Annotated in this window: 20 protein-coding genes; 8 read left to right on the top strand and 12 right to left on the bottom strand. The window is 69.5% G+C overall.

Features of this window, described 5'->3' with window-relative positions; all coding sequences use genetic code 11:
- Positions 1-51: 51 nt before the first annotated feature.
- Positions 52-2,325, top strand: a complete 2,274-nt coding sequence (locus ON19_RS44385) for an ATP-binding protein (RefSeq protein WP_043687018.1) — start codon at positions 52-54, stop codon at positions 2,323-2,325.
- 19 nt (positions 2,326-2,344) lie between these two features.
- Here ON19_RS44385 and ON19_RS04170 read toward each other — a convergent pair whose 3' ends face one another.
- The 3 genes from ON19_RS04170 to ON19_RS04180 form a co-directional block, all read right to left on the bottom strand.
- Positions 2,345-3,199, bottom strand: coding sequence for an alpha/beta fold hydrolase (locus ON19_RS04170; protein ID WP_043687021.1), 855 nt, complete (start codon positions 3,197-3,199; stop codon positions 2,345-2,347).
- Positions 3,199-4,362, bottom strand: coding sequence for a 3-hydroxy-9,10-secoandrosta-1,3,5(10)-triene-9,17-dione monooxygenase oxygenase subunit (gene hsaA, locus ON19_RS04175; protein WP_043687024.1), 1,164 nt, complete (start codon positions 4,360-4,362; stop codon positions 3,199-3,201). Before hsaA ends, ON19_RS04170 begins: the two co-directional genes overlap by 1 nt.
- A gap of 98 nt (positions 4,363-4,460) precedes the next feature.
- Entirely contained in the window at positions 4,461-5,942 is a 1,482-nt protein-coding gene (locus tag ON19_RS04180; RefSeq protein ID WP_051168510.1) for an FAD-dependent oxidoreductase, read from the bottom strand.
- A gap of 109 nt (positions 5,943-6,051) precedes the next feature.
- Between ON19_RS04180 and ON19_RS04185 the strand changes: the two genes are divergently transcribed.
- Both ON19_RS04185 and ON19_RS04190 read left to right on the top strand, forming a co-directional pair.
- The gene (locus tag ON19_RS04185) at positions 6,052-8,508 is read left to right on the top strand and encodes a PEP-utilizing enzyme (protein ID WP_255218365.1); all 2,457 of its coding nucleotides are present in this window, start codon (positions 6,052-6,054) and stop codon (positions 8,506-8,508) included.
- Between the two features lie 79 nt (positions 8,509-8,587).
- Entirely contained in the window at positions 8,588-9,493 is a 906-nt protein-coding gene (locus ON19_RS04190; RefSeq protein WP_043687032.1) for a tyrosine-protein phosphatase, read from the top strand.
- Positions 9,494-9,603: 110 nt separating this feature from the next.
- On the opposite strand, the gene ON19_RS04195 is transcribed toward ON19_RS04190, so the two are convergent.
- Both ON19_RS04195 and ON19_RS43100 read right to left on the bottom strand, forming a co-directional pair.
- Positions 9,604-10,392, bottom strand: coding sequence for a tyrosine-protein phosphatase (locus tag ON19_RS04195; protein WP_083899128.1), 789 nt, complete (start codon positions 10,390-10,392; stop codon positions 9,604-9,606).
- Positions 10,382-12,541, bottom strand: coding sequence for a pyruvate, phosphate dikinase (locus ON19_RS43100; RefSeq protein ID WP_051168512.1), 2,160 nt, complete (start codon positions 12,539-12,541; stop codon positions 10,382-10,384). Before ON19_RS43100 ends, ON19_RS04195 begins: the two co-directional genes overlap by 11 nt.
- A gap of 332 nt (positions 12,542-12,873) precedes the next feature.
- On the opposite strand from ON19_RS43100, the gene ON19_RS04205 reads away from it, so the two are divergent.
- Positions 12,874-14,478: a FadD3 family acyl-CoA ligase gene (locus ON19_RS04205; protein WP_043687038.1), complete on the top strand. Its 1,605-nt coding sequence runs from the start codon at positions 12,874-12,876 to the stop codon at positions 14,476-14,478.
- 223 nt (positions 14,479-14,701) lie between these two features.
- Here the strand turns inward: ON19_RS04205 and ON19_RS04210 are convergent, their stop codons facing one another.
- Genes ON19_RS04210 through ON19_RS04225 form a run of 4 tightly spaced genes read right to left on the bottom strand, consistent with a single transcriptional unit; the run spans position 14,702 to position 18,803 of the window.
- On the bottom strand, positions 14,702-15,520 hold the full coding sequence (locus ON19_RS04210) for an SDR family NAD(P)-dependent oxidoreductase (RefSeq protein ID WP_043687041.1): 819 nt from the start codon (positions 15,518-15,520) through the stop codon (positions 14,702-14,704).
- A gap of 58 nt (positions 15,521-15,578) precedes the next feature.
- Positions 15,579-16,310 carry a glucose 1-dehydrogenase gene (locus ON19_RS04215; protein WP_043687046.1) on the bottom strand — a complete coding sequence of 244 codons (732 nt, stop codon included), beginning with the start codon at positions 16,308-16,310 and terminating at the stop codon, positions 15,579-15,581.
- Positions 16,310-18,034 carry a 3-oxosteroid 1-dehydrogenase gene (gene kstD, locus ON19_RS04220; protein ID WP_051168513.1) on the bottom strand — a complete coding sequence of 575 codons (1,725 nt, stop codon included), beginning with the start codon at positions 18,032-18,034 and terminating at the stop codon, positions 16,310-16,312. The genes ON19_RS04215 and kstD overlap by 1 nt, the downstream gene beginning before the upstream one ends.
- A 13-nt stretch (positions 18,035-18,047) precedes the next feature.
- The gene (locus ON19_RS04225) at positions 18,048-18,803 is read right to left on the bottom strand and encodes a glucose 1-dehydrogenase (protein WP_043687049.1); all 756 of its coding nucleotides are present in this window, start codon (positions 18,801-18,803) and stop codon (positions 18,048-18,050) included.
- Between the two features lie 221 nt (positions 18,804-19,024).
- On the opposite strand from ON19_RS04225, the gene ON19_RS04230 reads away from it, so the two are divergent.
- Genes ON19_RS04230 through ON19_RS04245 form a run of 4 tightly spaced genes read left to right on the top strand, consistent with a single transcriptional unit; the run spans position 19,025 to position 22,308 of the window.
- Entirely contained in the window at positions 19,025-20,152 is a 1,128-nt protein-coding gene (locus ON19_RS04230) for an LLM class flavin-dependent oxidoreductase (protein WP_043687053.1), read from the top strand.
- A 33-nt stretch (positions 20,153-20,185) separates the two neighbouring features.
- The gene (locus ON19_RS04235; RefSeq protein WP_043687057.1) at positions 20,186-20,956 is read left to right on the top strand and encodes an SDR family NAD(P)-dependent oxidoreductase; all 771 of its coding nucleotides are present in this window, start codon (positions 20,186-20,188) and stop codon (positions 20,954-20,956) included.
- Positions 20,957-20,962: 6 nt separating this feature from the next.
- Entirely contained in the window at positions 20,963-21,937 is a 975-nt protein-coding gene (lipP1, locus tag ON19_RS04240; RefSeq protein ID WP_051168514.1) for a LipP1 family hormone-sensitive lipase, read from the top strand.
- Positions 21,934-22,308 (top strand): VOC family protein, encoded by a 375-nt coding sequence (locus ON19_RS04245; RefSeq protein ID WP_063709391.1) that lies wholly within the window; start codon positions 21,934-21,936, stop codon positions 22,306-22,308. The genes lipP1 and ON19_RS04245 overlap by 4 nt, the downstream gene beginning before the upstream one ends.
- An 11-nt stretch (positions 22,309-22,319) precedes the next feature.
- Here ON19_RS04245 and ON19_RS04250 read toward each other — a convergent pair whose 3' ends face one another.
- The 3 genes from ON19_RS04250 to ON19_RS04260 form a co-directional block, all read right to left on the bottom strand.
- Positions 22,320-23,888, bottom strand: a complete 1,569-nt coding sequence (locus ON19_RS04250) for a flavin-containing monooxygenase (RefSeq protein WP_063709392.1) — start codon at positions 23,886-23,888, stop codon at positions 22,320-22,322.
- An 845-nt stretch (positions 23,889-24,733) separates the two neighbouring features.
- A complete protein-coding gene (locus tag ON19_RS04255) occupies positions 24,734-25,258 on the bottom strand; it encodes a hypothetical protein (protein ID WP_043687061.1) in 525 nt (174 codons plus the stop codon).
- Between the two features lie 345 nt (positions 25,259-25,603).
- Positions 25,604-25,858 (bottom strand): hypothetical protein, encoded by a 255-nt coding sequence (locus ON19_RS04260; protein WP_043687065.1) that lies wholly within the window; start codon positions 25,856-25,858, stop codon positions 25,604-25,606.
- Between the last annotated feature and the right edge of the window lie 181 nt (positions 25,859-26,039).

Genomic DNA, 26,039 nt, shown 5'->3' on the forward strand with positions numbered 1-26,039 from the left:
TTTGCCCAGAACGCCCTTGCGCGCCACGCGCGGTACCTAGGGTTGACACCCATGGCGCGGCGTCCAATCGGCAATCTACCTGCCGAGGTCACCAGCTTCGTCGGGCGCCGGGAGGAACTCGCCGCCGCGAAGCGGCTGCTGCCGACGACCCGGGTGCTGACCCTGCTCGGGCCGGGCGGCGTCGGCAAGACACGGCTGTCCCGCCAGGTCGGCGTCGCGGTCGCGCGCGCGTTCCCGGACGGTGTGTGGCTGGTCGAGCTGGCCGACGTGCACGATCCCGATCTGGTGACGGTGACCGTCGCGGAGGTGCTGGCGCTGCGCGACGACACGGCGGCGCCACTGCCGCGACTGACCGAGTACCTCGCGGACAAACGGTTGCTGTTGATCCTGGACAACTGCGAGCACCTGATCGACGCCTGCGCGCGGCTGGTCGGCAGGATCGTGGCCGCCACCCCCGATGTGCGGGTGCTGGCGACCAGCCGGGAGGTGCTGGGGGTGCAGGGCGAACAGGTCATGCCCGTCGCGCCCCTGCCGCTACCGGACGACGCGTCTACGGACAGCGATGCGATGCGACTGCTGGCCGAACGGGCCGGGGCCGCCAACCCCAGCTTCGCGGCCACGGACGCCAACCGTGGTGCGCTGGCGGCGATCTGCCGTCGGCTCGACGGCATTCCGCTGGCCTTGGAACTGGCCGCGTTGCGGTTTCGCCTGTTCACCCCCGAACAGATCCTGTCGCGGCTCGACGACACCATGGGCCTGCTCAGTGCCGGACCGCGCCTCGCGCCGCAGCGACAGCAGACCATCGAAGGCGCGATCCGCTGGAGCTACGACCTGTGCACCCCGGCCGAACAGCGGCTATGGGAGCAGCTGTCGGTGTTCGCCGGTGGTTTCGACATCGAAGCGGCCGAGGCGGTATGCGTGGTCGAGGCCGGTCAGCGGACGCTTTTCGACGCGCTAACCGGCTTGGTCGACAAATCGGTACTGAGTCTGCGCTACGACGGCGACGTCGGCCGGTACGCGATGCTGGAGCCGATCCGGCAGTTCGCCCACGACCGGCTGGCCGAACGAGGCGGCGAACCCGCGGCGCGAGCGCGCCACCTCGAGCACTACCGGAGGCTGGCGCTGCGCGGCCGCACCGCGTACTGGAATTCCGACGACGTCGCCTGGTTCCGCGAACTGAACCGCGAACACGCGAATCTGCGCGCGGCGCTGCAGTGCGGCCTCGCGGGCGCGCCGGAGACGGCGCTGGAGATGGCCGCGGTGCTGCGACCGTTCTGGGAGCACAACCGCTTCCTCACCGAGGGCTACCGCTGGCTGACCGACGCGCTGGCGAAGTCCGGCGAACCGTCACAGCCGCGCGCCCGCGCGCTGTCGGCGGCCGCCTCGCTGGCCGCACTGCTGTCCGATCGCGGGTCCGCTCGCCGGCTGGTGGACGAATGCGTCACGCTGGCCAGGAAACTCAACGCTCCGGACATCCTCGCCGAGGCGATGCTCGACTCGGCGCTGCTGGCCTTCAACGACGACGACACCGCTCGGGCGCTCGAACTGGCCGAGACCGCGACCCATCTGGCCGCGGAGTGCGGCCACCACGCGATGGAGATGGACAGCCTCGCCTTCGCGTTCGTGTGTGCGCTGGTGCTGGACGAGGCGCGCTCGACCGTTCTCGCCGAACGGCTCCTGACGGTGGCCGCCGCGCGGGGACCGCACCTGCTCGGCGGGCTGGCGCAGTGGTCGATGGGCCTGGACCGCTGGCGGCACGGCGACCAGGATGCCGCCACCGAATACCTCGCCAGGTCCGTCGAGATGTTCAGCCTGTTCGACCGATGCGTCTGGCTGGCCTCGGCCTTCGAAGGGCTGGCCTGGACGGCGGTCGCGCGCCGTGATTTCGAGCGGGCCGCTCGCCTGCTCGGCGCCGCGGAGATCCTCGCGCGCAGCACCGTACGTCTCGCCCACGCCATTACCGGCGTCTTGGGCGACAAGATGCGCGACGAGGTGCGGGAAGCGCTGGGCGCAAAGGTGTTCCAAGAGATCTTCGACAGCGGCGCGGCGCTGTCGCTGGACGAGGCGATCGACTACGCGCTGGGCCGCGTCTCCGCCCCGGCGCGCCCCGCTCCGGTCGTGTCCGAGGCGGCGGCCGATGTCCTCACTCGCCGGGAGAAGGACGTCGCCCGGCTGGTGGCGGCCGGCCACAGCAACAAACGCATCGCCGCAGACCTGGTGATCTCGGTGCGCACGGCGGAGACCCACGTCGAGCACATCCTCACCAAACTGGGCTTCACCTCCCGGACCCAGATCGCGGGCTGGGTTCGGGATCACGACGTGTGACCGGCGTCGGTCGGAGCGATCAGAGTCCGTGGGTGAGGAAATCGACGACCGCCCGTTCGAATGCCGACTTGCGCTCGATCTGCACCCAGTGGCCGCAGCGGGCGAAAACGCGCAGATCGGCGGTCGGGATCTGCCGTGCGGGTAACAGTGCCGCCTCGACCGGTGTCACCCGATCGTCGCGGCCCCACAGGATCTGGGTCTGCGCGCGCAGGCCGCGCAACCGCGCCCACAGCGGAATCGGTTCGGCGAGAGCCGGGTCGGCGAAGGTCGCGTAGGCATCGCGCAGCGCGGTGACGGCGGCCGGGTCCGAGGCGGCTTTCAGCCGGGTGTCGATCAGTTCGTCGGTCAGGGTCGCCGGATCCGAGACCATGGTGCGCAGCCACGGCAGCAGGCGCTCCCGGGTGGGCTCGGCGTTGAACTCCAGCAACCGCGTGATGCCTTCGGACGGTTCCGGCCCGAGCACGTTCAGCCCGACGCCACCGGGCGCCATCAGCACCAGCCGATCGACCCGCTCGGGATGTTCCAGCGCCAGCAACGTCGCGACCGCGCCACCCATCGAATTCCCCAGCAGGTGCGCGCGTTCCAGACCGAGATCATCGAGCAACCGCAGCACCGCTTCGGCGGAGACGCGCAGATAGTTGCGTTCGTAGACCTCCGGACGGCCGCTGGCGCCGAAGCCCGGCTGATCGACGATCAGGCAGCGGAAACGCTCGGCCAGTACCGGCAGGTTCGCGCCGAAGTTGGCCCAGCCGGAGACACCGGGTCCAGAGCCGTGCAGCAGCACCAGCGGGGCGCCCGACCCCGCTTCGTGGTAGCGCAGTGTCAGCCCACCGGTCGTGCTCCGGCGCGTGGTGCTCTCGGCGGTGAGCGTCATCAGATCATCCGATCCGTGACCGGCAGGCCGAACGCGTTCCGGCCGTAGAGTACGAGCGCGCGCTCGACGTCGTTGATGACGTGCACGCTCCCGGCATGCGCGTCGCGCCAGTGCCGTTCGATCGGGTTGGGTTTGCGGATCGAATGGCCGCCGGAGTTGTCGAACAGCAGGTCGATGGCCTCGATGGCGCGTTCGGTGCCGCGCACCTGGTCGCGGCGGCTGCGTACCCGCAGCTCGAACGGGATCTCCTCGCCTGCTTCGGCATAACGCAGCTGTTCGCCGATGTTGCGCTCCATCTGCAGGACGGCGGCGTCGATCTCGGAGGCGGCGCGGGCCACCCGGACGTGCGCGAACGGGTCCTCGGCAGCCTTCTGCCCGCCGTAGGAGATCCGCACCCGCTCGCGCATACGCTCGATGTGCGCTTCGTAGGCGCCTTGCGCGGCGCCGATGATGGGTGCGGTGATCGTGTTGGAGAACACCGCGCCGAACGAGATGCGATACAGCGGAGCGGTGTTGATTTCCTGGCCCGGCCCGCGCAAGGCGGCCTGGTCACTGGCGCGGTAGGTCCGGTGGACGGGTACGAACGCGTTCTCGATGACGATGTCGTTGCTGCCGGTCCCGGACAGTCCCGACACGTGCCAGACGTCCTCGATGCGGTAGTCGGTGCGCGGCACCAGAACGGTCAGGTACTCCGCTCCCCCGTCGTCGTCCGGCACGACCGCCCCGAGGAAGGCCCACCGGGCATGATCGCATCCGGAGGAGAAGCTCCAGCGACCGCTGATCTCGAAGCCGCCCTCGACCGGCGTCAGCTTGCCGGTCGGCGCGTACGACGACGAGACCAGGGTGTCCGGATCTGGACTCCACACGTCCTCCTGCGCCCGCAGCGGGAAAAGCGCCAGCTGCCACGGGTGCGCACCCAGCACCGACGCCACCCACGCCGTAGACGGGCATGCGGTGGCGACGGCGCGGATCACCTCGTAGAACGCGACCGGTGAGGATTCGTCGCCGCCGAAGCGGGACGGCTGCAGCATGCGGAACACCCCCGCCTCGGTCAGCTCCCGGACGCTCTGCTCGGGCACTCTGCGCTGCAGGTCGGCGTCGGCGGCTCGCTCTCCGATCGCGGGCAGCAGATCCCGTACCCGATCGAGCACCTTGTTGGTCATATCCGGTAGTCCTCCTCGTAGTGCCTTCGTTTCGACGCTAAGCCGGTCCGGTGCCCGGGGAACCGATCCATCCCGATGATCGGAACCCACCGCCGCGATCAGCTGTCGCGGGCGGCGGCGACACCCGCGCGGCGGCCGAAGAACGTGCCGTCGCCCAGCGATGTGCCGCTGATGTAGCCCTCGCCGTGCAGGTTGCTCGCGGCCCGCCCGGCGGCGAACAGCCCGGGGATCGCGGTGCCGTCGATGTCGAGCACGGCGCCGTCGAGCGAGGTGTGCAGGCCGCCGAGGGTGAAGACGGAGGCGCCGGTACCGCGGCGCTCACCCGCCTGCGCCGGTGGCCGGACTCCCGCCCGCACATCTATCGCGGCGAACGGAGGTTCCAGGGGGCGCACCCAGCGCGCCGCCTTCCCGAACTCCGGATCCGCGCCGTGCGAAGCGAACGCGTTGTACCTGCGGACGGTGTCGCGCAGAGCGGCACCCGGCACGCCCATGAGGTCGGCGAGTTCCTCGACCGTTTCGGCCACGTGCGTGGGCCGCACGCCCCACCGCTGCGGTTCCGGCACCTCGTCGTAGGCCCGTTCGTCCAGCACGACCCAGGTGTCCATGCCCTGCCCGAACAGCGCCGCCTGACCGATGCGACCGGGATAGGTGTCCTCGTTGACGAACCGCTGCCCACGCCCGTTCACCACCATGCCGCGCGCGGCGAGGCCGGGGATGAGCGAGATGCCGACCTGACCGGTACCCATGTGCCGCACGCCCGCGCCGATCGCCTGCGCCATCCGGATGCCGCTGCCGTCGTCGGTGCCCGCGCTCACCTTGGTGTGCCCCAGCAGTTTCGGGGCGTGGGCGGCGAGCATGGCGTCGTTGTCGACGAATCCGCCGGTGGTCAGCACGACGCCGCGGCGGGCGCGGACGGCCAGCTCCGCGCCGTACCGCCGGGCCACGACACCGGCGACCGTGCCGTCGCCCGCGACGATCAGGCACGTCGCGCGAGTATCGAAAAGTGTTGTCACACCGGCGGATCGGGCGGCCTCGGCAAGGCGGTCCATCAGCAGCTTGCCGCCGAAGTCGCCGGCGGTGGGGCGATGGCCGCGCGGCGCGGGCGTGGCGAGTTCGGCGAACGGCCTGCTGTTCTCCCCCAGCCACATGAGCCCGTCGTCCGTGGGCGGCACCCACGTGGGCGCGTCCCACAGGGTGGGTTTGAACGGCACGCCGCGATCGGCCAGCCAGTGGAAATGCGCGACGCTGTCCTCGCTGTAACGAGCGAGCTTGTCCGGGTCGGCGCCGGGACCGAGTGCGGCGCCGAGGAAGGCGGCCATGGCCGCGGAGTCGTCGTCGAATCCGCACGCCTGCTGGATCGGCGTGCCGCCGCCGAGGTAGATCTCGCCGCCGGACAGGGCCGACGCGCCACCCGGGCCACCCATCCGGTCGAGTACCAGCACCCGCGCGCCCGCCGTCGCCGCTTCGAATGCCGCCGCTGCCCCGGCGCATCCGTAGCCGACCACCAGCACGTCGGTCTCGATGTCGTAGGCGCGTATTTCGGCGACCTCGCGGGGCGCGACCGAATTCCGACCACTCATGGCAACGACCTTCCCCTTCCACAGGTGGTGGCCGCCGGTCCGTCTTGGTGAGCGACCCACCGGTCCCGTTCATCGGGACTGCGAGCCGTCGCTCGCTCACCCGGTGGCGATGGTGTGTGAACGGCGTCACGTCTGCGTGGACGCCAGCGAGGAGGAATTGTTCATGCGGGTCCTGGTCACCGGAATTTCCGATCCGACCGGTCGCGCGGTGGCGCGCATGCTGCTGGCCGCCGGTTACCAAGTCGTCGGGCTCGACCGTGAGCGGCACCGGTACGTCGACCCACGGGTCCAGGTGATCACCGGCGATCCGGCCGGTCCATCGAACTGCGCACAGGCCGTCGCCGGCTGCGCGACGGTGGTACACCTCGGCGGTTCGCACGCCGCGATCGCCGAGGCGGCCCGAGCCGCCGGAGCCCGGATCGTGGTCCCCGTGGTCGCGGGTTCGGATTCGATCGCCGCCGACGTCGTCCGATCCAGCGAAGTGCAGGCTCTGATCGTGCGCACCGCGCCGGTGGCGGGCAGGCGTATCGAGCGCGAGAATTGGCGCATCCTGGCGCCGTTGCTGGGTTCTCGCCGGACGAGCGGGCCGCAGGTGCTGCACACCGACGACTTCGAACGTTTCCTGGTGCTGGCCGCGGGGTCGCCGCGCACCGGCGTTGTCGAACTGGCCGCCTCCGGCGTGATTTCGCACGAGGAGGCGCGCCGCATCGTCCGGGCGGCAGGCACGCGGACGTCCCGATGGGTGTCCCGCACCCGGGATGTACCGCTGCTGGACGCGACGGCGGCGCGCGAGGAGTGGGGCTTCCGCTGTGGCTGGAACGCTTCGGACGTCGCTGCCGACATCGTCCGCGGTCTCGTCGGCCGCAGGTTCGATGGGGACGACTTCGTCACCGAGGCCGGCGCGATCCCCTTGCCCAGCTACGTGATACCCACTCGGGCGAGCACGTCCGACGGGCATGCCCTGGTGTCGGTCGCACCGGACGGACTCGAGGGCGAGTTCGACGATCGCGTCGACCCGGCCTATCCGGTGCACACCGCGACGAATACCTCCGAGGCGCTGCCCGGGCCGTTGACACCGCTGACCGTCGACCTGCAAGCGGGCGCGATCCGGCTGGCCAACGCGGCGATGGGCCGGATGATCGCGCTGGAGGGAATAGCGCTGGAGCACTGGACCAGTCGCGTGACGACCGTGCTCGGCCACCACATCTACATCAACGCCTCCATCGGCGTGCTGGCCGCGGAGAATATGCCGGGCTGGGACGAGCAGAGCATCCGTCGCGACGTCTACGGCAACATCCCGGCGGAGATCTCCCTGACCCCGCACGGCAAACCACCCACGCCGACCGGCTTCGCCAGTACCCGCGCCACGTGGCGCGCGGCGGGCCGGGTGCTGCGCACCGCGCTGCGGTATCGCGAGACCACCGAGGGGATCAACGCCGCGGCGCATCAGGAATGCATGGGCGCCGAGGCGATTCGCGAACTCACCGACGAGCAACTCCATGCCAGAGCACTGCTGTGGCGGGACCGGCTGAATCAGTCCTGGGCGGCGGCATCCATCGGCGTGATGATGACCGGCGCGGCGACGGCCATCCATTCCCGCGGTAAGGAATCCGCGGCCGTGCCGATCGATCTGGAGCGGCTGGAGTCGGCCCGCACCATGCTCGCCGTCGAACGGCTCGCCGGATTGTGCCGCACCGACACCGCGTTGCACAAAGCGGCACACGCGGGGGACGTCACCACGGCTCGGGCGATCTCCCCGGCTTTCTCCGCCGCCCTGGACGAGGAGCTCCGGAAGGTCGGGCACCGTGGACCGGGTGAGTGCGAACTGCTCAACCCGACTTTCGGTGATCGACCCGAACTGCTGGTGATCGCCGCCGCCCGAGCCGCCGAGATGCCCGCACCCGAGCGGGAGCCGGTCGACCCGTCGCCGGTGCGCACCGCGCGGATGGCGGCCGGTGCGACGATGGCGCGCGAACGCGTCCGCGATGCCGTCGTCCGGTACACCCACTGCCTGCGCCTCGCCGTGCGCGAGCGAGCGGAACGGCTGATCCGGGCCGGGCGGCTCCAGCAAGCCGAGGACGCCTGCTTCCTCACGCTCGATGAGATCCTTTGGGCGCCCACCGACATGGCCGAGCGCGTAGCACGTCGGCGGGCGGAGCTGACCCGGTTGCAGGGCGTGCGGATGCCGGATGTGATCGCGGGCGATTGGGCGCCGCTACCGGACGTGGACGCTCTGGCGCCCGGGGAGAGCCTGACCGGTATCGGGGTGTGCCCAGGGGTCGTGGAGGGCACGGTGAAACGGGTGCTGTCCCTCGACGACGACATCGATCCGGGCGACATCCTGGTGGCCTCGGTCACCGACACCGGGCACACCGCGATGTTCGCCTACGCGGCCGCGGTGGTCACCGACATCGGCGGCTCGGCTTCACACGCCGCCATCGTGGCCCGGGAATTCGGCATCCCTTGCGTCGTCGACACCAAGACCGCGAGCACCGGCCTGGCCGATGGGCAGCGGGTGCGCGTCGACGGATCGGCCGGCACGGTCACCCTGCTCGCCGACGCCTGAACTGTGGCCGGGGTCGCGCACTCCGGCCATCTGCCGGCTCGGCGTCGCCGGGCCGCGACCCTATGGAAGGAATGATCCAGTGACGATTTCGCGTGCCATTCGCGGTGCGATGACCGGTGTCGCCGCCGCATTGATCGCCGTGTTCCCGTCCACCACGACCGCGCTGGCGGGCCCTGGGCTCGTGCACACCGTGCACGACCGTTCCATGCACCTATCGGCAGCCCCGAATGCCCGGGATATCGGTGACTATCCCACCCAGGGCGATGGCAAACTGCGTACGGGCGTCGTTTTCCGCACCGACGCCCTGGACAAGCTCACCGCCGCCGACCAGCAGAAGCTGGTGACCTCCGGCATCACCAAGGTGATCGATTTCCGCAGCCCGGCGGAGTCCGGGGCCAACCCCGACAAGCTGCCCGCGTCGATTCCTTCGCTCGCCCGTCCGGTGTACGACCCGGGCAACGATTTCTACGTGATGGTGGGCAAGGCAGTGCAGGGCGGTCCTGCGGTGCAGCAGCAGATGTTCGGTGACGGCAAGGCCGCCGGAATCATGCGCGACTACTACCGCTGGATGGTCACCGACGCGACGGCCCGCACGCAGTTCGGGGCCACCATCCGCGATATCGCGACCGCGAACGGGCCGGTGCTGTTCCACTGCACCGCGGGCAAAGACCGCACCGGCTGGATGACCGCGATCCTGATGACGGCGCTCGGTGTCCCGAAGGGCCAGGTGTACAAGGACTATCTGGAATCGAACGACAATCTGGCCGCGGGAAACAAGGCGCTGATGGACGGCCTGGTGGCCAAAGGGCTGGTCACCGATCCCGCGCTGTTCGATCCGATCCTCGGCGTGAGCGGTGACTACCTCGACGCCGCCTTCGACCAGGCCGGTGCGTCGTTCGGGTCGTTCGACCGGTTCGTCTCCGACGGGCTCGGCATCGACGGCGCGACGCTGGAAGCGCTGAAAGGCAAGCTGCTGCCTCAGTAGTCGTAGACGAGAGAGCGGGCCGGTGGATGGTATCCACCGGCCCGCTCTCTCGTCTGTCCGTGCTGTCGATCGTCACGGCTCCTGGTGTCCAGAAGTAGCGCGAGCGCGGATCACAGTTCTGGCACGGTGAGCACTTCGCGCAGACGGGTCAGCTCCGCCCGGCTCAGACCGCTGGTCAGCAACCATTCGCCCGCGCCGCCGTGTTCGGCGGACAGATCGGCGAGGAAACGCCGCATCACGTCGGCTTCGACACCCAGGATGCCGGTGCTGACCGGGGGCAGGCCCGCGTAGGACGGGAGCGCGTCGAGCCGGTCGCGGACCCGCTGCATGCGTTCACCGGTGAGCGCGTAGTCCACCGCGATCGCCTCCGGCGGCACGCCGACCGCGTCGAGCAGCACCGCGGCGAGCACACCGGTGCGGTCCTTGCCCGCGGCACAGTGGAACAGCACCGAATGGCCGCCGGCGTCGACGACGAGCCGCACGGCCGCCAGGATGGAGTCGGCGCTGCCGGCCAGCAGCTTGCCGTAGAGGTCCACCAAGTCGACCCGGCCGGCGTCGGGGACCAGATCCCTTGCCGCCAGCGAGGATTGCGGCGACTTCCGCACCGGAAGGCATACCCGCCGCACATCCGTGCCTGCCAGCAGTCCGTAGCCCTCGCGCTCCACTTCGTCGGGCAGCCGCAGATCGATCAGCGTGCGCAGGCCGAGCGGTCCGAGCAGTTTCGCCAGATCGGCTTCGGTGAGATGCTGCGGAGTGCTGGAGCGGTAGACCACCCCGAGGCGGGTGGTCCCGCCGCCCCGCACGGGCAGCCCGCCCAGATCGCGCACGTTGTCGATCTGGGCGAACTCGACCCACCGGTCCTCCGGCACAGTGGCTTCTCCCGCGGTCTCAGTGGGCACGGCCGGCCGCCGCCTCGTCGGCGCGGCTCAGGCCGCACAGTCCGATCAGGTCCTCGTGCAGTTCGAACCACACGGTGTGGTAGCTGTCCAGCACGGGCCGCGCGACCCAGGCGTGATCACCGGCCGCGATCCGCTCGATCGCCTGCGCGAACCGGGCGGAGTAACGGGCCAGCCGCGGCGCGACGTCGCCGATCCGCCGCAGCAGCGGCTGCACCACACCGTGCAGTTCGCTCAGCCGGGCCAGTACCGCACCGTCGTAGTCGGTGTCGGCGTGATCGTTGACAGTGGCCGGATCCTTCATCTGCCACGCGGTCACGATCTGCTTGAGATCGCCGTTGAACGCACAGAATTCGGCATAGACGGAGGCGATCTGGGCCCGGTCGACCGCCCGTCGCTCCGTCGCCAGCAGGCCGTCCAAGTACTGTCTGCCTTCCGGTGTGAGGCGCACCCCGATCGGCGTGGCGGCGCAGAGGCCTTGGGCCACCAGCTCCTCGCATCGGACGGCGACGGACTCGGCCGCCGCACCGACGCCCGCGGCGAGCGCGTCGTGCGCGGCACGGCCTTTGATCCCGATCAGCCGCAGCAGATCGAGGTCGGGAATGTCGGTCACCGTCGCCGAGGGCTCCGCCTCGTTTCGGGTGGGGCCCGCGGCCGCCCGCGCGTCCAGCCACGCCGCCAATCCGTCGACGTCGGTGCCCGCCCAGCCGGCCAGCCTGCCCGCATCCGCGAGGGTGCTCGCGTCGACGGCTCTGCCTTCGACCCGGCCCGGCCACACCGTGCCCGCGCCCCCGTCCACGGTGACGAGCCTGCCGACGAGCGCCGCGACGACGCCCGGACCGCAGCCGACCACGCACGGCCTGCCGATTTCACGGCTGACCAGCGCGGCATGCGACGTGACGCCGCCCAGTCCGGTGACGATCCCGCGAGCGGCGATCATGCCGTGCAGATCGTCGGGGCTGGTGGTCGGGCGCACCAGGATCACGTCCTCGCCGGCCTCGGCGCGGCGCTCCGCCTCGTGCGGATCGCTCACGGCGACGCCCGCCGCCAGTCCTGGACAAGCGGATTCACCGCGGGCCAGCGGTGCCCCGGTGGTCTCACCGGTCGCCGGACGCAGCACGGCCCGCACCTGCTCGGCGGTGACCCGGCTCAGCGCCTCGTCGGTCCCGATGAGTCCCTCCTCGGCCATCGCCACCGCGGCCCGCACCGCCGCCCGCGCCGAGCGCTTGGCGGGGCGGGACTGCAACAGCCACAGTGCGCCGGATTCGACGGTGAATTCGATGTCCTGGATATCGCGGCCATCGCGTTCCAGCAGGTCGGCCGCCGCGACGAGTTGGCGGTGGACCTGCGGCTGCGCGGCGGCCAGCTCCGCCAGCGGTCGCGGGGTCGTCCGGCCCGACACCACGTCCTCGCCCTGTCCCCCGACCAGCCATTCGCCGAACATCGCGCGCTCCCCGGTGTTCGGGTTGCGGCTGAACAGCACACCGGTGCCGGATTTCTCGTCGAGATTGCCGAAGACCATGGCCTGCACCGTCACCGCGGTGCCCAGGGTTCCGGACACGCCGCGATTGCGCCGGTAGGTCTGCGCCCGGGGCGAATCCCAGGACCGGAACACGGCGCTGATGGCCGCGCGCAACTGCTCCCACGGGTCCTCGGGCACCGCACCGGCCGGATCACCCAACACGGTCTCGCGATATTGGGTGCGAAAGCGTTCCCGGGTATCGCCCGCGTAGTCCGAGTTACCGGTCTCCGCCGCCAGCGCTCGTGCGACAACCTCGTTCATGCCGAGGTTCAGCACCGTGTCCATCATCCCCGGCATGCTCACCGCCGCACCCGAGCGCACCGACACCAGCAGCGGGCGGGCGCCGGATCCGAAGCTCCGTCCGGTACCTCGTTCCAGCGCGGCGATGCCCGCGCGGACCGCACACCAGATGTCCTTGCTGATCACTCCACGCGCCGCGAAGTCGGCCCAGCCGTCGATGGTGATGACGAACGCGGGCGGCACGGCGAGACCGAGTGCGCGCATGCGGTTGACGCTCCATGCTTTCCCGCCGATTCGGTCCCGCGACAGCGAACAGGCACCGTCGAGTTCGACGACCGCCGCGCCCGCTGCCTCGTCGTTTCGCTCCGCTAGCTCTGCTCCGGCGGTCATGTCACTCCTTAGCACTCACTGAACACCGCGCGCCCCAGCGCGCTTCGGATCTGGTATAGCGGACTGTGCCGTGCCGGGTGCGAACCGCGGCGCGCACACCTGTCGCCCGATTCGAGCGTGCCGTGCCTGCGGTCACATGCCGTAGCCGTGGTCCCGCTGAGCAGGATCGACGACCGCGCCCGTTCGAGCAGGTCCCACGGCCGCCGGTACGGCGACAGCGCGCGAGTATCCGCTCGGCACGATGCGTGTCTCGGGAAGGAATGGTTCCCGGTCAGCGGGACATGTGGCGGTGATCGGACCGCATCGAGCGGTTGGTCCGGCACGATCGCCCCATGGATCGACGGCGTGCGACCGGTGAGCTCGCGACGATTCCCGCGGTGCTGGCCGACCGGGCTCGGCGCGACGGCGCACGCGTCGCGGTGGTGACCCCGCAGCGGCGGCAGCTCACCTACGCCGAACTCGCCGCCGCGGCACAGCGCGTCACGCGGGCGATGATGGCGCGATCGGTGGTGCGCCCCGGCGACCGGGTAGCGATCTGGGCGCCCAACGGTGCGCGCTGGGTGATCGCCGCGCTCGGCGCGCTCGGCGCGGGGGCGACGCTCGTCCCGATCAGCACTCGGCTACGCGGTTGCGAGGCAGCCGATGTGCTCGCTCGTAGCCGGTGCCGCATGCTGTTGACCTCCGGCGACTTCCTTGGCAACGACTACGTGGGAATGCTGCGGGAATCAGGCCGCGCGCTGCAGGATCTGCGGACGACGATACTCCTCGACGACACCCGGGACGAAGGGCTCGATGTGCTGTCGTGGCATCGGTTTCTCGCGCTCGGCACCGGCGTACCTGTGCGGGAGGCCGAGGCGCGGAGTTCGTCCGTGGATCCCGAGGCGGTCTCCGACATCCTGTTCACCTCCGGCACCACGGGCGTGTCGAAGGGGGTGCCCGCCACCCATCGGCAGACGATCGAGGCGTTCACCCGTTGGGCCGAGGCGGTGTCGCTCTCCGGCGACGACAGATACCTGCTGGTCAACCCGTTCGCCCACACCTTCGGGTACAAGGCGGGGATCATCGCGTGTCTGCTGCGCGGCGCCACCATGGTGCCGGTGCACCGATTCGATCCCGAGCAGGTGCTCGGCGTCGTCGAACGCGAGCGGATCACCGTGCTGACGGGTCCCCCGACGCTCTTCTACGACCTGCTCGCCTGCGACCGGCGCAAGGACCGGGATCTGAGTTCACTGCGGCTGGCGGGCACAGGTGGAGCGAGCGTGCCGAGCGGGTTGGTAGAACGGATCCGCCGTGATCTGGGTGTGGAAAAGGTGTTCACCGGATACGGGCTGACCGAATCGACCGGCGTCGCCACGGTTTGCTCGCCCGATGCCCCCGCGAATCTCGTCGCGGGCACCGTGGGAAAAGCGCTGCCCGGCGTGCGGCTTCGGATCGTGGACAGGTCCGGGCGGCCTTTACCGGCCGGTGAGCCCGGCGAGATCGTGGTTCGTGGTCCCAACGTGATGCACGGCTACCTCGATGATCCCGACGCCTCCGCGACCGCCGTGGATTCCGAGGGTTGGTTGCACACCGGTGACATCGGCACCCTGGACGCCGATGGCTACCTGCGCGTCACCGACCGCCTCGCGGACATGTTCGTCGTCGGCGGTTTCAACGCCTATCCCGCCGAGATCGAGCGAATCCTGCTCACCCATCCGGGTATTCGCGAAGCGGCAGTGGTCGGCATCCCCGACCGCCGACTGGGCGAGGTGGGGTGCGCCTTCGTGGTCCGCGAGGCACCGGTGCCCATCGACGCGGCGGAGATCACCGCGTGGGCGCGAACCCGAATGGCCGGGTACAAGATCCCGCGCCGCATCGAGTTCGTGGCGTCCCTACCCCGCAACGCGGGCGGGAAGGTTCTCAAACGCGTCCTGCGTTCGTATGCGGCTCGATACTGAGCGCCCGGTGGCATTCCACCGTCCGCACCGCGATCAGCGTGCGACGCGATGGTCGTGCTCGGCGACGAGCCCGACCAGCGGAACACCGTCGACGTACACCGCTGCCGCGGCTGCCACGTCGACGGTGTCCGGTAACGCCAGCGCGTCGGCCACCGCCCGCAATCGCTCACGAAACCCTGTCCGCCACGAGAGCCCGGGCGATCTCGCATTCGACCGAAAACTGCTAAGCGACTTCGTTCTTCATCTGAGCGGTAAGGATCTTCTGGTATCCGGCGCCGAAGATTCGTGGCAGCCAGTCGATCACACGCGCGTCCGTACCGATCAAAATCTTCGCCTTGTTCTTGCGTATACCGTTCACGATGACCCGCGCGGCCTGCTCGGGGGTGGTCTTGGCCAGCCGGTCGAAGTTGGCGGCCAGCGCGTCGCGATCGCGATCGCCGCCCGCGCGCGCCTTCCAGGCGATCTCGGTCTTGATCATGCCGGGGTGGACGCTGCTGACGCCCACCGCGTGCCCGGCGATGTTCATCTCCTGCCGCAGCGCGTCGGTGAAGGCCCGGATCGCGAATTTCGTCGCGCTGTAGGCGCCCTGGCTGGGGCACGCGGCCAGGCCGAACATGCTCGACACGTTGGCGATGTGCCCGTCACCGGAGGCGATCACATGGGGCAGGAACGCCTTGGTGCCATACGCGACGCCCCAGAAGTTGATGCCGACGATCCATTCGAAGTCCGCCCAGCTGAGTTCTTCCACGTTGGCGGTCAGCGAGACTCCGGCATTGTTGACGACCAGGTTGATACCGCCGAAGTCACCGGCCACCTCGTCGGCGTGGCGGTAGACGGCGTCCCGGTCGGTCACGTCCAGCTGGTAGGCGCGGGCTCGGGCGCCTTCCTTGCCGCACAGCGCCGCGGTCTCGGCGACGTTCTCCACGTTGCGGCCCGACAGCGCCAGCCTGGCGCCGCGCCGGGCGAGTTCGACCGCCACTGCCCGGCCGATGCCGGCGCCCGCGCCGGTGATCACCGCGGTCCTGCCCTCGAAGTTCTTCACGGTTGATTTCCTTGTCTCGCTCGGCGGTCGGCCCGCCGGGTTGTCCTGCTGGGCGTTGTCACAGGCACGTGTAGCCCCCGTCGGCCACGAATTCCGAACCGGTGCTGAAGCTCGACTCGTCGCTGATCAGGAACAGCACCAGGTTGGCAAGCTCCTCCGGACGGCCCGGCCTGCGGATCGGCTGGTTGCCCGACATGCCCTGTGAGCGCGCCGAATCGGCGGTCATCTCGGTGACCACGACACCGGGGTGCACCGAGTTGACGCGAATGTCGTCGGCGGCGAATTCCTGCGCCGCGGTCTTGGTCATGCCGCGCACGGCCCACTTGGACGCGGTGTAGCCGAGGATGTTGGAAAAGGCGATGATGCCGCCGATCGAGGAGATGTTGACGATGGAGCCGCCGCCGGCCCGGCGCATCGACCCGAGCACCGCCTTCATACCGAGGAACACCCCGACCTGGTTGACGTCGATCACCTTGCGGAAGTCGGCTTCGGCCAGCTGCTCGATCGGATCGACGTGCACGATGCCCGCGTTGTTGACCAGGCCGGAGACCGGCCCGTAAACCTTCTCGGTGTAGGCGACCACGTCGTTCCACTCGGACTCGTCGGTGACGTCGAGCGGCAGGAAGGTCGCGGCGTCGCCCAGTTCGGCGGCCAGCGCGGCGCCTTCATCCACCAGGACGTCGGTGATCATCACGGTGGCGCGCTCGGCGACCAGTCGTCGCGCGAAGGCGGCGCCCATGCCCCGGGCGCCGCCGGTCACGATGACGTTCTTGCCGTCCACCCGTCCCATCAACGATCTCCTTCGGTCTGGGTCGCCGCAGCCTGTGCAGACGAGTTCGCGGTTCCGCGCGGGTCACCGCCCGCGAGGTGATCGGCGGCGATGTAGCCGAACACCATGGCCGGACCGATGGTCGCGCCCGCTCCGGCGTAGTCGTTGCCCATCACCGAGGCCGAGTTGTTGCCCGCCGCGTACAGGCCCGCGATCGGCCGGTCGTCGGCGCCGAGGACGCGAGCGTGCTCGTCGGTGACCAAGCCGCCCTTGGTGCCCAGATCGCCGGGCACCATCTCGACCGCGTAGAACGGGCCCTGCTCGATCGGGGCCAGACAGGGGTTCGGCCGCACGGTCGGGTCGCCGTAGTAGCGGTCGTAGGCGGAGTCGCCGCGGCGGAAGTCCTCGTCGCGACCGGCCCGGGCGAAATGGTTGAACCGCTGCACCGTGGCGGTCAGGTTCTCCGGTGGCACACCGATTTTCGCCGCGAGTTCGGTGAGGGTATCGGCCTGCTCGACGATCCCGGCGTCCAGGTACTTCTGTGGCAGGGGGCGTTTGGGGAAGTTCCCCAGGAACAGGTACCGGTCCCGGAAGCGCTGATCCATGACGAAGTACGCCGGAATGTGGCCGACGCCGGTCGCTTCCTGCTCGTACATCGTGTGCACGACGTTCACGTACGGAGCCGATTCGTTGACGAAGCGCCGACCGGCGTGGTTGACCATGATGCCGCCGGGCTGGGCACGCTCGGCCAGACAGAAGAACGGCGGCCCGTCGGGGTTGCGCACGGACGGGCCCCACCAAGCATCGTCCATCAGATCGACCGCGCCACCCGCCTTCTGTCCTGCGACGATGCCCTCACCGACGTTCTCGGTGGCGCCCACGGTCCAGTCGGTGGACTGTGGACCGCTGAGGTACTGCTTGCGCATCTCCAGGTTGTGTTCGAAGCCGCCTGCGGCCAGCACCACGCCGCGGCGCGCCTTGATCACCACCGGCGTCCCGTCGTGCTCGGCGCGCACGCCGACCACCGCGTCGCCCTCGGTGATCAGATCGGTCAGCGGCGTGTTCAGCCACACCGGCACACCCGCGTCACGCAGCGACAACCACAGCCGGGCCGCGAGCGCCTTGCCCAGGCTCAGCGGCAACCGCCCGCGCAGCTTGTTGCGCACCGCCTGCACACCCACCTTGATCGCGGTGCGCTTGCCCGCCCAGGTGCGGGCGATCATGTTCAGGTCGTGGAAATCGCTGACCGTGAAGGCGATCCCCTTGGGACCGGACATGGTCGGTTGGTTGATCTTGTGCAGGTCACCGCCGAGCAGCCTGCCGTCGAGGGGCGCGGGCTCGATACTGCGTCCCTGGGCCAGGCCGCCGGGGAACTCCGGGTGGTAGTCGGAGTAGCCGCGGTCGTAGACGAATTCCCAGTATTTGCTGCGGGCGCCGAGGTAGCGCATCATCTCGGGGCCGCGGTCGAGGAACGCCAGCTGTTTGGCTTCGGGAACCCGCTCGCCGACAACTGCTTTGAGGTAGGTGCGGGCCAGCTCCGGGCTGTCGGGCACCCCCTCGCGCTGCAATACCGGGTTGTTGGGGATCCAGATACCGCCGCCCGACCGTGCGGTGGAACCGCCGAAGAATCGGCTCTTCTCGATCAGCGTCACCGACAGCCCGCGGTAGGCGGCCGTCAGGGCGGCCGTCATGCCCGCCGCGCCGGAACCGACGACCACCACGTCGAATTCGAATTCCTGAGTCATCGCATCGCTTCCGTCAGTAGCCGCAACCGGTGAGCATGCCGCCGTCGACGACGAATTCGCCTCCGGTGCAGTAACTTGCGGCGTCCGAGGCCAGGAACACCGCCACATGGGAGACCTCGACGGGCTGCCCCCAGCGCGGAATCGGCAGGCTCGCGAAGAAATCGTCGCCGTCGACGCCGGAGGCTCCGGCCACTCCCGCGGTCATGGGGGTGGCGATGCCGCCCGGATGCAGCGAGTTGACCCGGATGCCCAAGTGGCCCAATTCCCGGGCGGCCGACTTGGTGATGCCGCGAATGGCGAACTTGCTCGCACTGTAGGCGGACAGACCGGCAGCGCCGACGAAACCTTCCACCGAGGAGACGTTGACGACCGATCCGCCTCCGGTCTCGGCGAGCACCGGCGCCGCGGTCTTGATGCCGAGCCAGGTGCCGGTCACGTTGACCGTCATGATCGTGGTGAAGTCCGCCAGGCCCATCTCGATGATCGGGACGAACCGCAGGATGCCCGCGTTGTTCACCACCGCGTCGAGCCGCCCGTAGTGGCCGACCGCCTCGGACACCGCGGCGGACCAATCGGCTTCACTGGTCACGTCGTGGTGCACGTATCGCGCGGCGGCACCCAGCTCGGCGGCCAGCGCCGTTCCTTCGTGATCGAGTACGTCACCGAACACCACCCGCGCGCCCTGGGCGACGAACTGCCGCACGTGCTCGGCGCCCATACCGCGCGCCCCGCCGGTGACCAGCGCCACCTTGCCGTCGAGTTGTCCCACCGATTCCCGTCCTCTCTGACCATCGCTTGCTCACCGACGCTAGGACGCCCACCGACCCCCGGCACCGGACGGTCCCGGCCAGCGGGACTAGCTCCTGACCTGAGATGTTCCGGCGGTCATATTTCGATTAGGCATACCGCTTTCGGTGGTCCCGCCCCGGGACGAGCCCCTCGACGAAACCGCAGACAGCGCCCCGACCGGGCGAGCGAAAAGGAGACCGGATGAAGTTCTCGATGATCTTCGAAGCGCAGATGGCCGACCCGTCGCGCGAGCACGAGCATCAGGTGCTGCGTGACTGCGTAGAGCAGGCGGTGCTCGCCGACCGGATGGGGTTCGACACCGTCTGGGCCGTCGAACACCACGGCCTGAAGTGGTACGCGCACATGAGCGCCCCGGAAGTCTTCTTGACCTGGGTGGCCGCCAAGACCGAGCGGATCAGGATCGGACACGGCGTGGTGTGCATGCCGTTCAACTTCAACCACCCGGTGCGGGCCGCCGAACGCGCCGCGATGCTCGACGTGCTGTCCGGTGGCCGGCTGAACCTCGGCGCGGGCCGCGGCGCGACGCCGGTCGAGACCTCCATGTGCGGTGTCGACCCCGAGCGCACCTATCAGGAGGTCGAGGAATCGCTGCGGATGATCGGTAAGGCGTGGCAGGACCCGGAAGCCGAATTCGAGTACCACGGTGAGCTTTTGCAGGTCTCGCCGCATTCACTGCTGCCGCGGCCGCAGCAGCTGCCGCATCCGCCGCTGTTCATGGCCTGCACCAAGAAGGACACGCTGAAGATGGCCGCCGACTACGGAATCGGTGCGCTGGTCCTCGGTTTCGCCGGTGTGGAGGAGATCGCGGAGCTGCGGCGCACCTACGACGAGGCGATCGCCGCCCGCACCGGGGAGCGGTTCGTGTCCACCGTCGTGAACGACCACTTCGCGGCGCTGTGCCCGACCATCGTCCTGGACGACCGGGAGAAGGCACAGCAGATCGGCGCCCGCGGGCAGCGCTTCTTCGCCCAGTCCATCAAGCACTACTACGGTGCGGGCCCGGCGCCCGACGAGGCCGTCGATCCGAACGCCGACGAGGTCGCCGCCATCAAGCAGGCCGCCGACGACCACGTGGCCTACCTGCACGAGGCCAAGATCCCCGTGCAGACCGGCGCCACCTCGGTCTTCAATGTCGAGCACGCCTACGGCAGCCCCGAGGACGCCATCGCCTACGTCGAGCGGCTGCAGGCGGCGGGCGCCGACGAGATCCTCTGCCTCATCCAGATGGGCACCGTGCCGCAAGAGGCGTGCCTGGAGACCATCCGGCACTGGGGCGAGAAAGTCATCCCCCACTTCCGCAACAGCTGACCGGCGTTTCGCCGACATATCGAGGAGTTGAACATGGTTGACCTCAATGGGAAGGTCGCCCTGATCACCGGCGGCGCCCGGGGACAGGGCGCGGCCGAAGCACGGTTGTTCGTGCGGCGCGGCGCCCGCGTGGTGATCACCGACGTGCTGGAAGCCGAAGGCGCCGAGCTGGCCGAATCCCTCGGCGGCGCGGCGCGTTTCGTCCGGCACGACGTGAGCGTCGGCGCCGACTGGGATGCCGCCGCGGCCCTGGCGGTCTCGGCGTTCGGCAGCTTGGACGTCCTGGTGAACAACGCCGCCATCTACACCGCCCGGCCGCTGACCGAGACCTCACCCGAGGAGCTCGAGCGGATTCTTCGCGTGAATCTGGTCGGCCCGTTCCGCGGTATCCAGGCGGTGGTCGGTCCGATGACGCGGGCAGGCGGCGGCTCGATCGTCAACATCTCCTCGCAGGCGGGCCTGGAAGGGCTGATGGGACACGCCGCTTATGGCTCGTCGAAGTGGGGATTGCGCGGCCTGACCAAAACCGCCGCACTGGAGCTTGGCCCGGCCGGGATTCGCGTCAACTCGGTGCATCCCGGCCCGATCGCGACGCCCATGGTCCCGTATCTCACCACCGGCCCGGGGAGCTTCCCGTCCCTGCCGTTGCAGCGCACCGGCGTGCCGGAGGAGGTCGCCGAACTGGTCGCGTTCCTGGCCTCCGATGCCGCGGCCTACATCACCGGCGCCGAGGTGACGGTCGATGGCGGCCTGGCGGCGGGCAAGTTCCTGCCGCCCGGCGCCGAGCACCAGCCGAAGGAGTGAGCCGCGATGCCGCTGACGCCCGAGGCGCAGGTGATCGTCGATGCCGCCGCCGCCGCGTTCCCCGCATTGGGCACCGAAGTGCTCGACGCCGCCGAGGCGCGGCGGCTGCTCGACGCTCGCCCCGCACCCGCCGCCGAGCCGATTCCCGTCGCGCAGGTGCGGGAGCGGCGGATTCCCGGTCCACCGGGCGAATCCGAGATCCGGGTCCGGATCTACCGGCCCGAAGGCGCGCCGCGGCCCGCACCGGTCGTGATGTTCTGCCACGGCGGCGGATTCGTCATCTGCAGCCTCGACAGCCATGACCAGTTCTGCCGGGCCACGGCCGTCGGAGCGGACGCGATCGTGGTGTCGGTGGACTACCGCCAGGCGCCCGAACACCGATTTCCGGCGGCGGCCGAGGACGCGTACGCGGCGCTGTGCTGGGTGGCCGACCACGCCGAGTCGTTGGGTGGCGATCCCGCCCGCCTCGTCGTGGCCGGGGACAGCGCGGGCGGCAATCTCGCCGCCGTCACGGCGCTGATGGCACGGGATCGCGGCGGCCCGAGGATCGCCCGGCAACTGCTGCTGTATCCCATGCTCGACCCGGCCTGCGCCACCGAGTCCTACCGCGCGAACGCCGAGGGCTACTTCACCACCGCCGCGCACCTGCGCTGGTATTGGAGTCAGTACCTCGGCTCGCACGACGGCGCCGACCCGTACGCGAACCCGCTGACCGCCGACCTGTCCGGACTGCCGCCCGCGAACATCGTCACCGCCGAGTTCGATCCGTTGCGCGACGAGGGCGAGAACTACGGGCAGCGGCTGAGGAACGCCGGTGTGGAAGCCGAGATCCACCGATACGACGGGATGTTCCACGGCTTCATGAGCATGGCAGGCCACCTGCCCGAGTCGGTGCGGGCGAACACCACCATCTACTCGGCGATTCGTGCCGCGCACGCCAGGAACGAACCCGCCCCACGACCTGCCAGGGAGCACCCATGACGATCCAGCGGATCGGCCCCGCCTTCCCCACCGACGACCTGCCCGCCGCCGTGGCCCTGATGACCGCCGTCTTCGGCGCCGGACCCACCGTCCTCGACGGCGACCGCTGGGCTCAGTTCGACAGCGGCGGCGTCCGCGTCATGCTCGCGGGCACCGACCGCGACGACGACACTCCGTTCCTCGCGATCAAGGTCGACGACCTCGATATCGTGTTGAACCGGCTGCGGGCCAACGGTTTCGAGGCACTACCGCCGGTCACCGGCCCGCACGAACGACGTGCGGTCCTGCGCCCGGCGCCCGGCTGCGCCTGGCACGTCTCGCTCTACGAATCCCGCACACCGGGGCGGGCACCGACCGAGCCGGCGCGGTAGTGGTTCGCGCCTCAGTCGGCGCGAATCACCTCGGTCGTTTCCGGTCCGGGCGCTACCGGCCCGGCCGAGGCGTTCCTCCGCTTCGCTCGGTCCGGTGACTTCCGATCGGATGTCGCCGGATCGAGCGGAACAGCGCAGAACGACGCGGAGGGCGGTCGCCGCAATGCGCGCTCGAAGGTGCGGGCCGAGGCGGGCCAGGGATTGGTGACGCGCCCGCTGTCGTGCTTGTACCAGCTCCGCCCCGTAACGGGCCACACCGTCTTCGCGACAGCCCGCTCGATCCACTGCTGGTGTGCCCGCATCGCGGCTGCACGGACCTCGATGGCGGCCGCGCCGATCCGGTCACGCCAGCGCAGGCACCGGATGATGTAGTCGATCTGGTGTTCCTTCATCCCCGGGTTGCTGCCCGCCGGGTTGAAGCTGTTCGGTCCGGCGATCAGGAAGGCATTCGGGTAGCCGGGGACCGCCACACCCAGTAGCGCTTCCGCGCCGGTGCGCCATTGGTCGTGCAGGAGCGCTCCCCCACGTCCGCGCACGGTGACCGGGACCAGGAATTCCGGGGCGCGGAAGCCCGTGGCATAGATGATCACATCGGCCTGATGGTGCGCGCCGTCTTCGGTGCGGAGGCCGTCGCACACGATCCGGGTGATGGGTGCGGTGATCAGTTCGACGTTATCGTTGCTCAATGCCGAGTAGTAGTGGCTGTCGAAGATGATGCGCTTGCCACCGATCGGATAGTCGGGAGTGAGCTTCGCACGCAGCCGCGGGTCCGGGACCCGGCTGCGCAGGTAGCGGCGCGCGGCCCATTCCGCGGGCCGCGCCGACCAGCCCCGGTGCATGATCGGCGCGAGCACGACGTCGGCGCCGTAGTAGAGGGCGCGGCGGTAGAGACCGTGCGCGCCGGGCAGCCGCAACGCCGCTCGGGCCAGCGGTCCGAAATCCTGCGGCGGTTTGGGCAGTACCCAGTGCGGTGTGCGCTGGAAGACACGGACGCGGCGGGCGGTCGCGGCCAAGGTGGGCAGCATCTGCGCCGCGCTCGAGCCGGTACCGATCACGGCCACGTCCATTCCATTTAGGTCCTGGTCGTGATCCCATCGCGCGGAATGGAAAGACGCTCCGGCGAAGTCGGCCCGGCCCGCGATATCGGGGATGTTCGGCCGGTGCAGCTGTCCGACGGCGAAGATCACGACGTCGGCGAGCACGCGCTGTCCGCAGGAAGTGATCAGTTCCCAGCACCCCCGGCTTTCCAGATAGGTGGCCGCCATGATCGCGGTGTTCAACCTCAGGTGCGGCGCCAAACCATGGTCGGCGGCGACCTGGCGCAGGTAGTCCAGGATCTCCCCCTGGCGCGGATACCGGATGCGACCACTGCGGTAGGGCGCGAAGGAGAACGAGTACAGGTGGGAAGGCACATCACAGGAGCAACCCGGATAGGTGTTGTCCCGCCAGACACCACCGACGTCGCAGCCCCCCTCGAAGATCACGAAGTCGGTGATCCCGGCACGTCGTAACCCGACTCCCATCCCGATGCCACCGAAGCCCGCTCCGACGACGGCCACTGTGCAGGTCATCGCGTTCATCACCCTCCTCCTTCACGATCAGTCCATGGTCAACATTCAGCTACCCCAATCTCTTCGTTGGCTGGAGCGGTCTGGATGGCAAGATCACGAAGGCACTCCCGGCGGCGACCTCGACAGGCCAAAAGTACGGAGCCGCACCGTAGGAACACATATGACAGGCGCCAACGGCACATAGTTCGGCGAGCCGGTTGCCGAACGGTGGCCCACGCTCGCATCCGGCGCCGCCCCACCTGCCATTCCTCAACTAGCACACTTTTAGCTACCCGATGGCCTTCGACTGCTCACCGGAACGGCCGAAGAAGACGCCTACTTCCGGTAGACCTCGACCGGAGCTCAGGGTCGCGCATCCCTCCGGTTCGCACCTGGACCTGCGATGACCGAGCAGGCAGGGCGGCCGGACAGATCCTGTACATGCCCGAAGACTGTGGAGGCAAATGGATCCCGGCGATCGAGCGGGCAGAATCGTCATACAGATACGCCCTTGACCGCCCCGCAATCCAGCAATCGGAACCCGCCGAGACTGCGCCGCGCACCCCGAATATGAAAGATGTTGCGGCCGAGGCGATGCGGCGGCCCGATCGGTCGACCGTGTGGCCACATCGCCCACTGCCGCACCCGAGCGCGCCGACGACAGCTCGGCCGCACAGTTTGTGCGCACCTGTTCGTCGGCGCACTGATCAGTGCGCACCCGGGCCGCCGTCCGGACGACTTCGGGCAGCCGATCCTGAAACACGCTCAAGCACTGGACGTTTACCGGACCGCCCGGGGAGCCTTCGCCCCATGGGCTACAGCTGGTGGTCGGTCCGGGGGGCCATCGTCAAGGGCCTACGATGCCCCTCCAATGCCTAAGTCGTGGTGCGGACGGTCAAGTCGTCGAGCAGAATCATGACTTCCCCTTCCCGCTTCACCACTTGGGTGAGCCGGATCGTCAACGCGACCAGGTCGCTGTCGTCGCAGGTTTCGGCCAGTTCGTGTTCGAGCCGCTGCCATTCTCCGGTCGCGGAGATGTCCCCCAGAACCAACTCTCGCTCGCCCTGTCCGGCGCTGTGCAACCGTGCCGACACCTGGATCGACGCGTGCGGTGAGCGCACCCACAGGTTCAGCGCGGCCAATCGTCCGGCGATCGAGAACGACTGTCCAGGCTTCGCCACGAGGTCGACCGCGAGATCATCGGCGGCCGAGCGGATCAGCAGCACGAGTGCCCGGTGATCGGCCCCCGCGACGCCGTCGGCGTACACGCCGGGCCGCTTGCTGGGCGCGCCCTCGGCGAACGTCGTGAGATGCGTCCGGTCCGCCCCGCCGCCGGCGACCTCCCAGTTGTCCTTGTCCTCGAAGTCGTCCAGGAGCACCTCGACCGAAGCGTCCGACATCCCCGCTATCCCTTCCTCCGCGCCTGCGCCGGATAAGCTTCCGGCTCTTCGTGAACCCTACAAGTCACCGGATGCGGTTGCCGCGCCGGAACTGAGCGGGCGGCCCGGAAGACTTCGGATGCCGCTGCTGAGTGACCCGCTCCGGAGAACTCAACGGATCGCGAGAAGTACGCCACCGATCGCCGAACGCTACGATCCCGACCTCGGCCCGGCGGTCCACGAACCCCGGTCTGCCTCTGCGGATTCAGCGGTCACAACCGGCTGGGGGCCTCGTCCCGTCGCAGTCGAGGGGCGGGAGTGGCCCGGTGTGGCGACGTCCGCGACCTCCAGGACGGCAGTCTCGGTTCAGGCGCCCCGGAGGCGGACTTCACTGTCCAGCTCGGCGGCTGCTTCGGCCAGCGCGGCGGGGGTCGGATCGGCACCGAGCCGGTCGGCCAGATCGGTCCGCGACACGATCAGCATCCCGCGCGGTTCGAGCCCGGAACTGTGTTCGATGCGCACTTGCCCCTCTTCGAGGACCAAGCGTGCGTCCGGTTCGGTGGTCTCCAGCAGTCGGCGCAGGACATCTTCCGTGACCCGGCTCTTGTCATCGGCTCCCATGTCGTCCCGGTTTCCCTCGCAGATCCAAAGGAAACCGGCTGGTCGCAAACACCGGTCGGTTTCCTGGGGAGGACACGAGCCCACCGCACTCAGGCGAGGCGCGGCGGGGGTCGGCCCGAGGACGTAACCGAGCCACAGGTACGGCCGAGGCCGGATTGCACGGACGAACCGGATTCCTCCA

The organism is Nocardia abscessus NBRC 100374, from assembly GCF_000308455.1.
Taxonomy (GTDB): domain Bacteria; phylum Actinomycetota; class Actinomycetes; order Mycobacteriales; family Mycobacteriaceae; genus Nocardia; species Nocardia abscessus.